Annotated in this window: 13 protein-coding genes and 1 pseudogene; 4 read left to right on the plus strand and 10 right to left on the minus strand. The window is 73.3% G+C overall.

Translation table 11 applies throughout. The features are described 5' to 3' along the window. Positions 1 to 44 precede the first annotated feature (44 nt). Positions 45 to 917, plus strand: a complete 873-nt coding sequence (locus ACFV1L_RS31055) for a DUF2510 domain-containing protein (RefSeq protein WP_380372186.1) — start codon at positions 45 to 47, stop codon at positions 915 to 917. 38 nt (positions 918 to 955) lie between these two features. Here the strand turns inward: ACFV1L_RS31055 and ACFV1L_RS31060 are convergent, their stop codons facing one another. The 7 genes and pseudogenes from ACFV1L_RS31060 to cobU form a co-directional block, all read right to left on the minus strand. Next, positions 956 to 1471 (minus strand): DUF4240 domain-containing protein, encoded by a 516-nt coding sequence (locus tag ACFV1L_RS31060; RefSeq protein WP_380372189.1) that lies wholly within the window; start codon positions 1469 to 1471, stop codon positions 956 to 958. Between the two features lie 140 nt (positions 1472 to 1611). Then, positions 1612 to 3402 carry a 2-oxoglutarate dehydrogenase, E2 component, dihydrolipoamide succinyltransferase gene (gene sucB / locus ACFV1L_RS31065; RefSeq protein ID WP_380372190.1) on the minus strand — a complete coding sequence of 597 codons (1791 nt, stop codon included), beginning with the start codon at positions 3400 to 3402 and terminating at the stop codon, positions 1612 to 1614. A gap of 58 nt (positions 3403 to 3460) precedes the next feature. After that, positions 3461 to 4867: a dihydrolipoyl dehydrogenase gene (gene lpdA / locus ACFV1L_RS31070; RefSeq protein ID WP_380372193.1), complete on the minus strand. Its 1407-nt coding sequence runs from the start codon at positions 4865 to 4867 to the stop codon at positions 3461 to 3463. A gap of 366 nt (positions 4868 to 5233) precedes the next feature. Beyond that, complete coding sequence (locus tag ACFV1L_RS31075) at positions 5234 to 6730, minus strand: leucyl aminopeptidase (protein ID WP_380372195.1); 1497 nt, start codon at positions 6728 to 6730, stop codon at positions 5234 to 5236. Positions 6731 to 6943: 213 nt separating this feature from the next. Continuing rightward, entirely contained in the window at positions 6944 to 7714 is a 771-nt protein-coding gene (locus ACFV1L_RS31080) for an adenosylcobinamide-GDP ribazoletransferase (protein ID WP_380372198.1), read from the minus strand. A 10-nt stretch (positions 7715 to 7724) separates the two neighbouring features. After that, a complete protein-coding gene (locus tag ACFV1L_RS31085) occupies positions 7725 to 8843 on the minus strand; it encodes a nicotinate-nucleotide--dimethylbenzimidazole phosphoribosyltransferase (RefSeq protein WP_380372201.1) in 1119 nt (372 codons plus the stop codon). Positions 8844 to 8854: 11 nt separating this feature from the next. Then, positions 8855 to 9403: pseudogene (gene cobU, locus ACFV1L_RS31090) on the minus strand (bifunctional adenosylcobinamide kinase/adenosylcobinamide-phosphate guanylyltransferase); the annotation flags it as partial. Between the two features lie 104 nt (positions 9404 to 9507). Between cobU and ACFV1L_RS31095 the strand changes: the two are divergent. Next, positions 9508 to 9708, plus strand: coding sequence for a hypothetical protein (locus ACFV1L_RS31095; protein ID WP_380372203.1), 201 nt, complete (start codon positions 9508 to 9510; stop codon positions 9706 to 9708). A gap of 24 nt (positions 9709 to 9732) precedes the next feature. Here the strand turns inward: ACFV1L_RS31095 and ACFV1L_RS31100 are convergent, their stop codons facing one another. Both ACFV1L_RS31100 and ACFV1L_RS31105 read right to left on the minus strand, forming a co-directional pair. Then, positions 9733 to 10425 carry a bifunctional 2-polyprenyl-6-hydroxyphenol methylase/3-demethylubiquinol 3-O-methyltransferase UbiG gene (locus tag ACFV1L_RS31100; protein WP_244305276.1) on the minus strand — a complete coding sequence of 231 codons (693 nt, stop codon included), beginning with the start codon at positions 10423 to 10425 and terminating at the stop codon, positions 9733 to 9735. A gap of 212 nt (positions 10426 to 10637) precedes the next feature. Next, positions 10638 to 11189: a DUF3043 domain-containing protein gene (locus tag ACFV1L_RS31105; RefSeq protein ID WP_380372205.1), complete on the minus strand. Its 552-nt coding sequence runs from the start codon at positions 11187 to 11189 to the stop codon at positions 10638 to 10640. Between the two features lie 252 nt (positions 11190 to 11441). Here ACFV1L_RS31105 and ACFV1L_RS31110 point away from each other — a divergent pair, with 252 nt between their 5' ends. Together ACFV1L_RS31110 and ACFV1L_RS31115 are read left to right on the plus strand one after the other, a co-directional pair. After that, on the plus strand, positions 11442 to 12230 hold the full coding sequence (locus tag ACFV1L_RS31110) for a PspA/IM30 family protein (protein WP_084223439.1): 789 nt from the start codon (positions 11442 to 11444) through the stop codon (positions 12228 to 12230). Positions 12231 to 12257: 27 nt separating this feature from the next. Continuing rightward, positions 12258 to 12551, plus strand: coding sequence for a hypothetical protein (locus ACFV1L_RS31115; protein ID WP_380372208.1), 294 nt, complete (start codon positions 12258 to 12260; stop codon positions 12549 to 12551). A gap of 79 nt (positions 12552 to 12630) precedes the next feature. On the opposite strand, the gene nadA is transcribed toward ACFV1L_RS31115, so the two are convergent. Continuing rightward, positions 12631 to 13812, minus strand: coding sequence for a quinolinate synthase NadA (gene nadA, locus ACFV1L_RS31120; protein ID WP_380372211.1), 1182 nt, complete (start codon positions 13810 to 13812; stop codon positions 12631 to 12633). Between the last annotated feature and the right edge of the window lie 126 nt (positions 13813 to 13938).

Below are 13938 nucleotides of genomic sequence, written 5' to 3' on the forward strand. Positions count from 1 at the left end.
CCCCGGCGCTCCCGGGCGCAGCGGCGGGGCGGTACGGTACCGGCGTGAGCAATCCGACGCCGCCCGGCTGGTACCCCGTCCCCGGCACCGGACAGGAACGCTGGTGGGACGGCGCCGCCTGGACGGACTCCCACCGCCCGGCGAACCGGCTGAACGACGCCGTCACCCAGTCCTGGACCACCGGCCCCGCCACCACCGCCGACGCCTGGAGCACCGCCCCCGCGCCCCCGCCGAACAGCGGCGGCCGCGGCCTGGTGCTCGGCGCGACCGGCGCCGTGGTCGCGGTGGTGATCGGCGCGGTCGCCGTCGCCGTGTGGGCGCTGCAGCCCGAGGCCGCGAAGAAGCCCGACCCGTCGCCCTCGCTCACCATCGCCACGGCCGGCCCGCCGCCGTCCCGCAGTGCCTCCCCGTCGCCCCAGGACAGCACCGACCCGTCGCTGACCATCGCCGACCCGACGCACGGCTGGGGCGTGCCGCTGCCCGACGGCTGGACCGCCGAACCCGCCACCGACCAGGCGTCCGTGCTGGAGATCTCCGGCCAGTACGCGTGCAGCCAGTCCAGCTCGCTGTGCGTGCGCGGCCAGTTCGCGATCGCCGCCGAGCCGGTCGACGCCCCGGACGCGCGGACCGCCGCCGAGCACGAGATCGCCGCCTACGCCCCCAGCATCTTCGGCGACCTGAAGGACCACCAGGAGCAGAGCTCCGGCACCCTCGACGTGGCGGGCGCCTCCGGCTGGGCGATCCGCTGGTACGTCCACCCGCAGGCCGACGGCCCGGCCGGCTACGTCGTGGTGGCGGCCGTCCCGGCGAGCGGCGGCGGGTACGTCGTCCTGCACGGCGGCGTGGACGACGACCCCAAGGCCCCGCAGCCCGCGGTGCTCGACCGGATCGTGCACGGCATCCGCAAGGCCGCCTGACGACCCGCCAGGAGCCGGCCCCGCGCCGACCGGGCCCGTCAGTCCCCGTACAACTCCCACAGCCGGGGGTAGCGGGCCGCCATCACCGCCTTGTCCGCGAAGTCGAACGGGGCGCCCTGCGGCACCGGCGGCTGACGCACCCCCAGGTCCGGCAGCGGCAGCCCGGTCAGCCGCTCGTACGCCTCGTCGGCGGCGTACCCGAGCTCCTCGGCGTCGCCGTCCTCCTCCTCGTCGAAGTCCGGGAGCAGTTCGGCGAGTTCGTCGGGGTCGTGCACCCCGCCCTCGAAGACCTCCCGGCCCTGGCCGATCAGCCAGCAGCGGAAGTAGTCGAAGCTGTCCTCGGAGGCCCCGCCGAGCAGCAGGTACGCGGCGCCCCACAGCTCCACCGTGTACGCCCGCTGGAACCGCGCCTCGAACTGCCGGGCGAAGTCCAGCACGTCGTCGGGGGCCAGCCCCATCAGCCGTTCCACCAACGCCTGCGCCTGCTCGTCCGGATCACCCCCGGCCGCGTCCCGGGAGTCGTCGATCAGCTGCCAGAATGCCGTCTCGTCCATCACCGCTCCAGCATCCACAATCCGCACCGCGACCGCACCCGATCGCACCGCCGACGGCACAGCGCGACAAGTGCCCGGACACGCGCGAGCCCCGCGCCGTCCGGGGACGGTGCGGGGCTCGCGGGCGGAACCGGGGCGCCTTACAGGCCGAGCTCGACCTCGAACTCGCCGGCCTCCAGGATCTCCTTGACCGCGACCAGGTAGCGGGCGGCGTCCGCGCCGTCCACCAGGCGGTGGTCGTAGGAGAGCGACAGGTAGGTCATGTCGCGGATGCCGATGGCGGTGCCGCCGTCGGCCTCGATCACCACGGGGCGCTTCACGGTCGCGCCGATGCCCAGGATCGCGACCTGGTTCGGCGGGACGATGACGGTGTCGAACAGCGCACCGCGCGAACCGGTGTTGGAGATGGTGAAGGTCGCACCGGACAGCTCGTCCGGGGTGATCTTGTTGCCGCGGACCTTCGAGGCCAGCTCCGCGGTCTTCTTCGAGATTCCGGCGATGTTCAGGTCGCCCGCACCCTTGATGACCGGGGTCATCAGACCCTTCTCGGAGTCCACCGCGATACCGATGTTCTCGGTGTCGAAGTAGGTGATGGTGCCCTCGTCCTCGTTGATCCGGGCGTTGATGACCGCGTGGGCCTTCAGCGCCTGGGCCGCGGCCTTCACGAAGAACGGCATCGGGGACAGCTTCACGCCCTCGCGGGCCAGGAAGGAGTCCTTCGCCTTCGCGCGCAGCGACATGATCTTGGTGACGTCCACCTCGACCACGCTGGTCAGCTGCGCCTGCTCGTGCAGGGCCTTCATCATGTTGTCGCCGATGACCTTGCGCATGCGGGTCATCTTGACGGTCTGGCCGCGCAGCTCGGACGGAGCGGCGGCGGCCTTCGCCGGGGCGGCGGCAGCGGGGGCGGCGGCGGCCGGAGCCGGCGCGGCCTTCGCGGCCTCGGCGGCGGCGATCACGTCCTGCTTGCGGATGCGCCCGCCGACGCCGGTGCCGGCGACGGAGGACAGCGCGACACCGTGCTCGGCGGCGAGCTTACGCACCAGCGGGGTGACGTAGGCGTCACCGGCGTCCGCGGCCGGGGCGGCGGCGGCCGGAGCGGCGGTGACCGGAGCCGGAGCGGCAGCCGGAGCGGCCGGAGCCGGAGCCGGGGCAGCGGCGGCCGGAGCGGCCGGGGCGGCGGGAGCGGCCGGCGCGGGCGCCGGGGCAGCGGCCGGAGCCGGAGCGGCGGCGGGCGCCGGGGCAGCCGGAGCGGCAGCCGGGGCCGGGGCGGCAGCCGGGGCCGGAGCGGCGGCGGCCGCACCCGCGGCGCCGATCAGCGCGAGCTGGGCACCGACCTCGGCGGTCTCGTCCTCGCCGACCAGGATCTTCACCAGGGTGCCCGCCACGGGGGAGGGGATCTCGGTGTCGACCTTGTCGGTGGAGACCTCGAGCAGCGGCTCGTCGACCTCGACGGTGTCGCCCTCGGCCTTCAGCCAGCGGGTGACGGTGCCCTCGGTGACCGACTCGCCCAGCGCCGGCAGCAGCACCGGGGTGGCGTCGGCGGACGGGGCGGCGGCGGCCGGAGCGGCAGCCGGGGCCTCGGCGGCGGGCGCCTCGGCCACCGGCGCGGCCGGAGCCTCGGCCGGGGCCTCGGCGGCCGGGGCCGGAGCGGCCTCGGCGGCGGGCGCCGGGGCGGCGGCCGGAGCGCCGGAGCCGTCGTCGATGATCGCCAGCTCGGCGCCCACCTCGACGGTCTCGTCCTCGCCGACCTTGATCGAGGCCAGGATGCCGGAGGCCGGCGCCGGGATCTCGGTGTCGACCTTGTCGGTGGAGACCTCGAGCAGCGGCTCGTCCATCTCCACGCGCTCACCCTCGGCCTTCAGCCAGCGGGTGACGGTGCCTTCGGTCACGCTCTCGCCCAGCGCGGGCAGTGTTACTGAGACCGCCATGGTTCCAGCGACTCCTATCAAGTCTTGCGTTCAGGAATGAAGGGGGACGGGGGCGCGATCAGTCGTGCGCGTGCAGCGGCTTGCCGGCCAGCGCGAGGTGGGCCTCGCCGAGGGCCTCGGACTGGCTCGGGTGCGCGTGGATCAGCTGCGCGACCTCGGCGGGCAGGGCCTCCCAGTTGTAGATCAGCTGGGCCTCGCCGACCTGCTCGCCCATGCGGGCGCCGACCATGTGGACACCCACGACGGCGCCGTCCTTGACCTGCACCAGCTTGATCTCGCCGGCGGTCTTGAGGATCTTGCTCTTGCCGTTGCCGGCCAGGTTGTACTTGAGGGTGACGACCTTCTCCTTGCCGTACTGCTCGACGGCCTTGGCCTCGGTCAGGCCGACGGAGGCGACCTCCGGGTTGGAGTACGTCACCCGCGGGATGCCGTCGTAGTCGATCGGGACGACCTTCAGGCCGGCCAGCCGCTCGGCCACCAGCATGCCCTCGGCGAAGCCGACGTGGGCCAGCTGCAGGGTCGGAACCAGGTCGCCGACGGCGGAGATGGTCGGCACGTTGGTGCGCAGGTACTCGTCGACCAGGACGTAGCCGCGGTCCATCGCGACGCCCTGCTCCTCGTAGCCCAGGCCGGCCGAGACCGGGCCGCGGCCGATGGCGACGAGCAGCACGTCGGCCTCGATGGACTTGCCGTTCTCGGTGGAGACCCGGACACCGTTCTCGGTGTACTCCACGCCGGAGAAGCGGGACTTCAGCTCGAACTTGATGCCGCGCTTGCGGAAGGCGCGCTCCAGCAGCTTGGAGGAGTTCTCGTCCTCCAGCGGCACCAGGTGCGGCAGGCCCTCGACGATGGTGACGTCGACGCCGAAGGACTTCCAGACCGAGGCGAACTCGCAGCCGATGACGCCGCCGCCGAGGATGATCGCCGACTTCGGGATGTAGTCGAGCTTCAGCGCGTGGTCGGAGGAGATGATCCGGTTGCCGTCGATCTCCAGGCCCGGGATCGAGCGCGGGACGGAGCCGGTGGCGAGGACGATGTGGCGGCCCTCGACGCGCTGGCCGTTGACGTCCACCGAGGTCTGCGAGGACAGCCGGCCCTCGCCCTGGATGAAGGTGACCTTGCGCGAGGCGACCAGGCCCTGCAGGCCCTTGTACAGGCCCGAGACGACGTCGTCCTTGTACTTGTGGACGCCCTTGATGTCGATGCCCTGGAAGCTGGCCAGGACGCCGAACTCGGCGGCTTCGCGGGTCTCGTCGGCGACCTCGGCGGCGTGCAGCAGCGCCTTGGTCGGGATGCAGCCGCGGTGCAGGCAGGTGCCGCCCAGCTCACCCTTCTCGATCAGCGCGACGCTCAGCCCAAGCTGCGCGGCGCGGAGGGCCGCGGCGTAGCCGCCGCTTCCGCCTCCGAGAATGACTACGTCGAAAACGGTGCTGGCGTCGTTCGCCACGTCACGTCCTCCATGCAAAAGGTGCGGATCGCCGGGCCGGTCGCGGTCCGGTGGGTGAGAGCCCTTGTAAGGGCGCCCAGTCGTGCCGGAAATACATCTTTGCACTTGTTGGCGGCAGGTGGCGTCGGAGGGTGCCCCGGCCGGACCCCGGTGCGGTCCGCGGAGCGGTGGTGTGACCCGCTCCTGGAGGTATCGTCCCAGCTCACGGCCGGGAAATGGGCGTTCGGCGGTACTCCGTACGGGGGGCTTCGCCGGGCTGGTTCCGCTCTGCGGAATCAAGTTTCGCCGGAGGCGAACAGATCCTCGAATTGGCACCGGTCACTACCGGCTGGTAATGCGTGAGGGGCCCGGCACCAACGGTGCCGGGCCCCTCACGTCATCGGGTCACTTGCCCGCGGCGGTGTCCTCCGCGAAGCGGACCAGGGTGCGCACCGCGCTCGCGGTGCCGCCCTTCGGGGTGTAGCCGGACGGGCCGCCCTCGTTGAACGCCGGGCCGGCGATGTCGAGGTGCGCCCAGTCGATGCCCTCGGCGACGAACTCCTGCAGGAACAGGCCGGCCACCAGGCCGCCGCCCATCCGCTCGCCCATGTTCGCCAGGTCCGCGACGGTCGACTCGACCATGCCCTTGCGCAGGTCGGCCGGCAGCGGCATCGGCCAGGACGCCTCGCCCACCGCGCCCGCGGTCTCGTGCAGCTTGGTGCGCAGCGCGTCGTCGTTGGCCATCACGCCGAAGGTGCGGTTGCCCAGCGCCAGCACCATCGCGCCGGTCAGGGTCGCCACGTCGACGATCACGTCGGGCTGCTCCTCGCCGGCCCGGACGATCGCGTCGGCCAGCACCAGGCGGCCCTCGGCGTCGGTGTTCAGCACCTCGACGGTCTTGCCGCCGTACATCCGCAGCACGTCGCCGGGGCGGGTCGCCGAGCCGGACGGCATGTTCTCCGCCAGCGCCAGCCACGCCGTCACGTTGACCTGCAGGCCCAGGCGCTTGGCGGCGACCACGGCGGCGAACACCGCGGCGGCACCCGACATGTCGCACTTCATGGTCTCGTTGTGGCCGGCCGGCTTCAGCGAGATGCCGCCCGAGTCGTAGGTGATGCCCTTGCCGACGAACGCCAGCGTGGCCTTCGCCTTCGGGTGGGTGTACGCCACCTTCACCAGCCGCGGCGGGTTGGCCGAGCCGACGCCGACGCCCAGGATGCCGCCGAAGCCGCCCTTGGCCAGCGCCTTCTCGTCCAGCACCTCGACCTTCAGGCCGTGCTCCTTGCCGGCCGCCTGGGCGATCGCGGCGAAGGACTTCGGGTTCAGGTCGTTCGGGGCGGTGTTGATCAGGTCGCGGGCCCGGTTCATCTCCTCGCCGATCGCCGTGGCGCGCTCCACGGCGGCCTTGGCGTCCTTCGAGCCCTTGCGGTCGGTCAGCACGACCAGCTCGGCGACCGGGGCCTTGGCGACCTCGCCCTTGTAGGCGCCGAAGGAGTACGAGCCGAGCAGGCCGCCCAGCGCGACCGCCTCGACGTCCTCGGCGGAGACGGCCGGCAGCGCCAGCGCGGCCTTCTTCGAACCGGCCAGCGTGCGGGCGGCCACACCGGCGGCCTTCCGCAGGTCCTCGGCGTCGTACGCGCCGTCGACGGCCTCGCCCAGGCCGACGGCCAGCACCAGCGGAGCCTTCAGCCCGGCCGGCGCGGGAAGCTTGACCGCCTCACCCTCGGCACCGGTGGCGCCCAGGGTGGTGAGGACCTCGGCCAGCTTGCCATCGAACGCCTCGACGACCGCCTCGGCGCCGGCCGCCACGACCAGGCCCTTAGGGCCCTTCGCGACACCGATCACCAGGGCATCCGCACGCAGGCTCGCGGCGGAGGAGGTGCTCACAGACAGTGCAGTCACGACAAATGCGTCCTGTTCTTTCGCGGTCCACAGCCGGCGCCGGCTCCATTGCCGACCGGCAAAACCCAGGCAGACCTCGCGGCAAAACGGGGCATGGGGCCAGGGTGCTCACCGCATGGTAGTCCGCATGTTGGGATCTCGCCGCCCCGCCTGCCCCCGTGCACGAACCGCCGCGACTCGTGACGGTGCGTGAGTTCCCGCGCGGGCCCGCCGTCATGCCAGTGCGAGTGCCACCAGCGCCCCGGTCGCGGAGGTCTCCACCAGCGCCCCCAGCACGTCCCCCGTCACCCCGCCGAAGCGCCGCACGCAGCGCCGCAGCAATCCCCCGGCGAGCGCCACCCCGAGCAGCACGGCCACCCCGCACTGCCACCGCAGCGCCGCCGCCCCGGCGGCCACCAGCAGCGTCACCAGCACCGCCGTCACCGGGCGGACGGTGCCCGCCACCATCGCCCCCAGCCCCCCGGGCCGGGCGGCCGGCACCGGGCGCAGGCACCCCCACAGCAGCGCGGTGCGGCCCGCCGTCGCGGCGACGCCGGCGGCGAGCGCCCCGCGCCAGAGCGAGGCCCCGAACTGCCCGGCCAGCGCGGCGACCTGAGCGAGCATCAGCAGCACCAGCGTCAGCACGCCGAACGGCCCGATGTCCGACTGCTTCATGATCCGCAGCGCGTCCTCGGCGGGCTTGCCGCTGCCGAGCCCGTCCGCGACGTCGGCCACCCCGTCCAGGTGCAGCCCGCGCGTCGCCACCGCCCAGACGGCCACCGCGGCGATCCCGCCCAGCAGCGCCCCGCCCCGCCAGGCGACCAGCGCCCCGACGGCGCCCGCCAGCGCTCCCAGCACGACGCCGACCACCGGTGCCAGCGCCATCGCGGCCCCGCCCGCCGACCGGTCCCAGCGGTGCACCCGCACCCGAAACACCGTCAGCGTCCCGAACGCGAACCGCAGCCCGGCGGACGCTCCGGCGCGCCGGGCGCCCTCCTCGTTCACCGCCCGGGCCTCAGTAGCGCCCGAGCAGCTCCGCCGCGGTCGGCAGCTTGGCCGGGGCCCGCGGCGGCAGCGGCTTCGCGGTGGGGACGGCGGCCGGTTCGGCGAGGGCGTCGCCGGCGGCCTGGAGCAGCGGGAGGGCGAGGACCGCGGAGACGCCCTCGCCCATGGTGACGGCGGTGTCCTGCAGGGGCGTCAGGGTCAGGCGGTCGTAGGCCTTGGCCTGCGCGGGCTCGCCGGTGAGCGCGGCGGCCCGCCACCACTCGGGAGCGCGGAACGCGATCCGCTGCGCGACCAGGGCGCTCGCCGCGGAGACCACCCCGTCGAGGACGACGGGGAGCTTGCGGACGGCGGCCTGCAGCAGGAAGCCGGTGATCGCCGCGAAGTCCGCGCCGCCGGTCGCGGCGAGCAGCGCGAGCTGGTCGCCGAGCACGGGGCGGGCCCGGCGCAGCGCGTCGCGCACGGTGGCGCACTTGGTCATCCACACCCGGTCGTCGACGCCGGAGCCGCGGCCGGTGACGGCGGCGGCGTCGGTGCCGCAGAGGGCGCCGATCAGGACGGCGGCGACGGTGGTGGAGCCGACGCCGAGGTCGCCGAGCAGGACCAGGTCGGTCCCGGCGTCGGCCTCCTCGTCGGCGACGGCCATGCCGGCCCGGAAGGCCCGCGCGGCCTCGTCGGGGGTCAGCGCGTTCTCGACGTCGATCCGGCCGGAGCCGCGCCGGACGCGGTGGCGGACGACCTCCTCGGGGAACTCGGCGGGGTCGACGTCCACGGCGACGTCGACCACCCGGACGTCCGCGCCGAAGCGGCGGGCCAGCACCGACACCGGCGCGGTGCCGTCGAGCACCGCACGGACCCGGTCGGCGGTGCCGCCGCGGGCGTCGAGCGCGGAGACGCCGAGCGAGGCGACGCCGTGGTCGGCGGCGAACAGCAGGACCCGGCTGGAGCCCAGCGGGCGGGTCGGCGCCTCGCCCTGCGCGGACGCCAGCCAGGCCGCCAGCTCCTGGAGCCGGCCCAGGCCGCCGCGCGGCAGGGCCAACTGCTGCCAGCGCTCCTCGGCGCCGCGCCGCGCACTCTCGTCAGGCCGTTCGACGAGCGAGGAGAAAGTGTCGAGATCCACGGTGGTGTCCATCGCTCGGCAATCTACACGGCCGTACCTTTGACGGTCAGCACCTGTCCGGCGACCACCAGCAGCACCTGTTCGGAGGCGTCGGCGACGGCCATGTTGAGCCGCCCGAGGGTGTCCCGGAAGCGCCGTCCGGAGGCGGTGGCGGGGACCACGCCCATGCCGACCTCGTTGCTGACGGCGACCGCCGTCCGCCGGGTGCCGGCCCAGGCCGCGGCCAGGGCCGCGCAGCGCGCCTCGACGGCCTCCCGGCCGCCGTCCAGCCACCGCTCGTCGTCCCAGGCCCGGTGCTCGTCCATGACGGCGGTCAGCCACAGCGCCAGGCAGTCGATCAGGACCGGCGCGGGGTCGGCGTCGTCGGCCAGCACGGCCTCCAGGTCGCAGGTCTCGGCGGTGCGCCAGCCGGCGGGCCGGCGCGCCCGGTGCAGGTCGACCCGGTGCGCCCAGTCGGCGTCGCCGTCGCGGGTGCCGGAGGTGGCGACGTACAGGACGTCGGGGTGGTCGGCGAGCAGCTGCTCGGCGCGGGTGGACTTGCCCGAGCGGGCGCCGCCGAGCAGCAGGGTGCGGGGGAGGGCCATGCGATCATCCTGCCGGACGGCGCATGCCCGCATCCCAGGTGGGCACGCTACTGTCGCAACCCTTCAGCAGCGCTTACCCGGAGGAGCCCGGCATGGTGTGGACCTGGCGGTACGAGAAGAGCGACGGCGCCGTGGTGGCCCAGGACGGCGGCGCCGAGGAGTTCTCCAGCCAGGGAGACGCGGAGTCCTGGATCGGCGAGGAGTGGAAGACGCTGCTGGACGACGGCGTCGACCGCGTGGTGCTGGTCGAGGACGGCCGCGACGTCTACCCGATGAGCCTGCACGAGGGCTGACCGGCCGTCAGGGCGCGGCGGCGCTCACTTCATTCCGACGACGTGCAGCAGCGCGGCGACGTGCCGGTACGGGTCCTGCTTGCCGGCCCGTTCCTCGGCGTCCAGCAGCTGGCCGAGCTGGCGGCCGTCCACCGGGGCGGCCTCGTCCGGCATGGTGTCGGTGAACACCCGCACCCCGTACCAGCGGCGCACCGGGACGGCGAACTCGGCGAGCGTGGTGGAGAGTTCGGCGAGCCGGTCGGCGCGGGCGGGCAGGCCGAGGCGGTTGGTGTAGCGGGTGGTGTCGAAGGCTTCCTGGCAGGCCCGCCAGTCGCCGGTCAGCCCGGCCCGCATGGCCAGCGCGTCGCCGTTGCGGACCAGCAGCGAGAGCAGCCCGCCGGGGGCCAGGATGCGGGCCACCGAGGCGAGCATCGGGTCCGGGTCGGGCAGGTACATCAGGGTGCCGTGGCAGAGCACCAGGTCGAAGCTGCGCGGCCCGAACCAGCGGCCGACCTGGTGGCCGTCGCCGGTGAGCAGCTGGACCCGCTCGCGGACCTCGGGCGGCTCGGCGGCCAGCGCCTGGTGGGCGACGGCGAGGATGTTCGGGTCCGGGTCGATGCCGGTGACGAAGTGCCCGGCGCGGGCCAGCCGCAGCGCCTGGGTGCCCTCGGCGCAGCCGACGTCCAGCACCCGCAGCGCGGTGCCCCGGGTGAGCTGCTCGGCGAGCTGACGGGTCACCAGTTCCTGGCGGACCAGGTTGTGCAGGCCGCCGTGCCGCTCCAGCCATTCGCCGGCCCCGCTGTGGTACGGCCCGCCCCGGGCGGGCAGCCGGCCGTGCCGGCCGCGCGGCGCCCCGGTCCCGTACTGCTGGGCGGGGATGCCCGGCGTGCCGAAGGCCCCGACCGGCTGCTGCGCCGGCGGGGCCCAGTACGGCGGTACGGCTTCTGCGGTCAGGGCCGCTCGCCCCGCTTGACCATCGGCTTGGGCAGCCGCAGGCGGCGCATCTGCAGGGTGCGCATCAGGCCGTACGTCACGGCGCCGCGGGTGTTGTCGTTCGGGAAGCGCTCGGCGAGGCCCTTGCGCAGCGCGAAGCCGATCCGGACGAAGTCGAGGATCACCACCACGAAGAAGATCATGAACAGCAGCGTGGAGAGCAGCTGCAGGTAGCCGATCTTGGTGATGGAGAGCACCAGCACCACGACGGCGTACGGCAGGAAGAACTCGGCCGCGGCCCAGCGGGAGTCGATGAAGTCGCGGACGTACCGCCGCACCGGGCCCTTGTCACGGGCCGGCAGGGCGCGCTCGTCGCCCTCCAGCAGCGCGGTGCGCTGCTTCTCGCGCTCGACGCGCATCCGCTCGCGGGCCTGCCGGGCGGCCTCCTTGCGGTCCTTGGGGACGGAGACCCGGGTCTTCCGGTTGGCCTCGGCCTCACTGCGCTTGGGCGTGGGCCGGCCCTTGGGGGCCTGCGGGTCGCGGGGCAGCTTCTCGTCCTCCTTCGTCATGGTGACGGTGGAGGCGGCAGCGGATTCATCAGAGCGGCGTCGAAACACACTCCCAGCGTACGGGTTGACCGGCCGGTTTCCGGCCCGCCCCCGGACGCGAACCGATATCGATCGTGAGGACGATGCCGGACGGCCCCCCGCTGTAGCAGCATTGTTGCTGGCCGGTGGACTGCGCCGGGGACCCCGCCGCGCATACACTCGACCTGTCACGAGACGCAAACCCAGGCCCGAAGAAGGGGGCTATCGAGGCCCATGAGCGACGGAATCATGAAGCGTATGGGGCTGATCTTCCGCTCCAAGGCGAACAAGGCCTTGGACCGGGCGGAGGACCCGCGCGAAACGCTCGACTACTCCTACCAGAAGCAGCTGGAACTGCTGCAGAAGGTGCGCAGGGGCGTCGCCGACGTGGCCACCTCCCGCAAGCGCCTGGAGCTCCAGCTGACCCAGCTCCAGCAGCAGTCCTCCAAGTACGAGGACCAGGGCCGCAAGGCGCTGTCGCTGGGCCGCGAGGACCTGGCGCGCGAGGCCCTCAGCCGCAAGGCCAACCTGCAGTCCCAGATCACCGACCTGGAGACGCAGTACCAGGCCCTGCAGGCCGAGGAGGAGAAGCTCACCCTCGCCTCCCAGCGCCTCCAGGCCAAGGTGGACGCCTTCCGCACCAAGAAGGAGACCATCAAGGCCACCTACACCGCCGCCCAGGCGCAGACCCGGATCGCCGAGTCCTTCTCCGGCATCTCGGAGGAGATGGGCGACGTGGGTCTGGCGATCCAGCGGGCCGAGGACAAGACCGCGCAGATGCAGGCCCGCGCGGGCGCGATCGACGAGCTGCTGGCCTCCGGCGCGCTCGACGACGCCAGCGGCCTGGGCCGCAAGGACGACATCGAGGCCGAGCTGGAGCGGGTGGCCGGCGGCAGCGACGTCGAGCTGGAGCTGGCCCGGATGAAGGCCGAGCTGACCGGCGGCACCCCCGCCTCCCAGCCGCAGGCGATCGAGCAGGGGAAGAACGACACCCCGCCGCCCACCATCAACTACCAGAAGTAAGCCCGCGAGCAGGGGAGACGTACCAGCATGATCATGCGGGTCTTGGGTGAGGGGCAGTTCGAGGTCGCCGAGGGGGACCTCAACCGGCTGAACCAGCTGGACGACGATCTGCTCCAGGCCGTCGAGGCGGGCGACGAGGCGGCCTTCAAGGCGGCGCTCGGCAGCCTGCTGGCGGCCGTCCGGGAGGTCGGCACGCCGCTGCCGCCGGAGTCGCTGGAGCCGTCCGACCTGATCCTGCCGGACGCCGAGGCGTCCCTGGACCAGGTCCGGGAGCTGCTGCGCGACGAGGGCGACGGTCTGATCCCGGGCCTCCCGGAGTAGTTCGGGCGCCGTTCGTGACGAGAGGGCGGGCACTCCCCCGGGGGAGTGCCCGCCCTCTCGCGCGGGTGCCGGAGAATCGTTACGGCAGGGCCAGCATGCGGTCGAGCGCGGCCTTGGCGTACTTCTCGGTCTCGGCGTCCACCGTGATCACGTTCGGGACCCGGCCCTCGGCGAGCGACTCCAGCGCCCACACCAGGTGCGGCAGGTCGATCCGGTTCATGGTGGAGCAGAAGCACACCGTGCGGTCGAGGAAGACGACCTCCTTGTCCGGGTGCGCCTTGGCGAGCCGGCGGACCAGGTTCAGCTCGGTGCCGATCGCCCACTTGGAGCCGGGCTCGGCGGCGTCCAGCGCCTTGATGATGTACTCGGTGGAGCCGACCTGGTCGGCGGCCGTGACCACCTCGTGGCGGCACTCCGGGTGCACCAGCACGTTCACGCCGGGGATCCGCTCGCGCACCTCGTTGACCGAGTCCAGGTTGAACCGGCCGTGCACCGAGCAGTGGCCGCGCCACAGGATCATCTTCGCGTCGCGCAGCTGCTCGGCGGTCAGGCCGCCGTTCGGCTTGTGCGGGTTGTAGAGGACGCAGTCCTCCAGGGAGAAGCCCATCTCCAGCACCGCGGTGTTGCGGCCCAGGTGCTGGTCGGGCAGGAACAGCACCTTCTGGCCCTGCTCGAACGCCCACTCCAGCGCCCGCTTGGCGTTGGAGGAGGTGCAGATGGTGCCGCCGTGCTTGCCGGTGAAGGCCTTGATGTCGGCGGAGGAGTTCATGTACGACACCGGCACGGTGACGTCCGCGACGCCCGCGTCGGTCAGCACGTCCCAGCACTCGGCGACCTGCTCGGCGGTGGCCATGTCGGCCATCGAGCAGCCCGCGGCGAGGTCCGGCAGGACGACCTGCTGGCGCTCGGAGGTGAGGATGTCGGCGGACTCGGCCATGAAGTGCACGCCGCAGAAGACGATGTACTCGGCCTCCGGGCGGGCCGCGGCGTCGCGGGCCAGCTTGAAGGAGTCGCCGGTGACGTCGGCGAACTCGATGACCTCGTCGCGCTGGTAGTGGTGGCCCAGGATGAAGACCCGGTCGCCGAGCTTCTCCTTGGCGGCGCGGGCGCGCGCCACCAGGTCCGGGTCGGAGGCGGCGGGCAGGTCGCCGGGGCACTCCACGCCGCGCTCGCTGTTCGGGTCGGCCTCGCGGCCGAGCAGCAGCAGGGCGAGCGGCGAGGGAGTGGGGTCGACGCCGTACGTCTCGGTGGTGGTGGTCACGGGCGGCTGCCCTCCTGTGCGGCCGGATCGTTCCCGACCAGCCTTCTCGTCTATCTGACGCTATCTATGATAACCGGTTGTCGTCAGCCTGACGATGGCCATCCTGTCGATGTGACGAGAACCGCT

This window comes from Kitasatospora sp. NPDC059646, from assembly GCF_042734615.1.
Classification (GTDB): Bacteria; Actinomycetota; Actinomycetes; order Streptomycetales; family Streptomycetaceae; genus Kitasatospora.

Bases quoted from the DNA above. Each gene is read 5' to 3' on its own strand.
- ACFV1L_RS31085 (WP_380372201.1), bottom strand. From the start codon at position 8,843: ATGGACACCACCGTGGATCTCGACACTTTCTCCTCGCTCGTCGAACGG.
- ACFV1L_RS31115 (WP_380372208.1), top strand. From the start codon at position 12,258: ATGATCATGCGGGTCTTGGGTGAGGGGCAGTTCGAGGTCGCCGAGGGG.
- ACFV1L_RS31110 (WP_084223439.1), top strand. From the start codon at position 11,442: ATGAGCGACGGAATCATGAAGCGTATGGGGCTGATCTTCCGCTCCAAG.
- ACFV1L_RS31105 (WP_380372205.1), bottom strand. From the start codon at position 11,189: ATGACGAAGGAGGACGAGAAGCTGCCCCGCGACCCGCAGGCCCCCAAG.
- ACFV1L_RS31095 (WP_380372203.1), top strand. From the start codon at position 9,508: ATGGTGTGGACCTGGCGGTACGAGAAGAGCGACGGCGCCGTGGTGGCC.
- sucB (WP_380372190.1), bottom strand. From the start codon at position 3,402: ATGGCGGTCTCAGTAACACTGCCCGCGCTGGGCGAGAGCGTGACCGAA.
- ACFV1L_RS31060 (WP_380372189.1), bottom strand. From the start codon at position 1,471: ATGGACGAGACGGCATTCTGGCAGCTGATCGACGACTCCCGGGACGCG.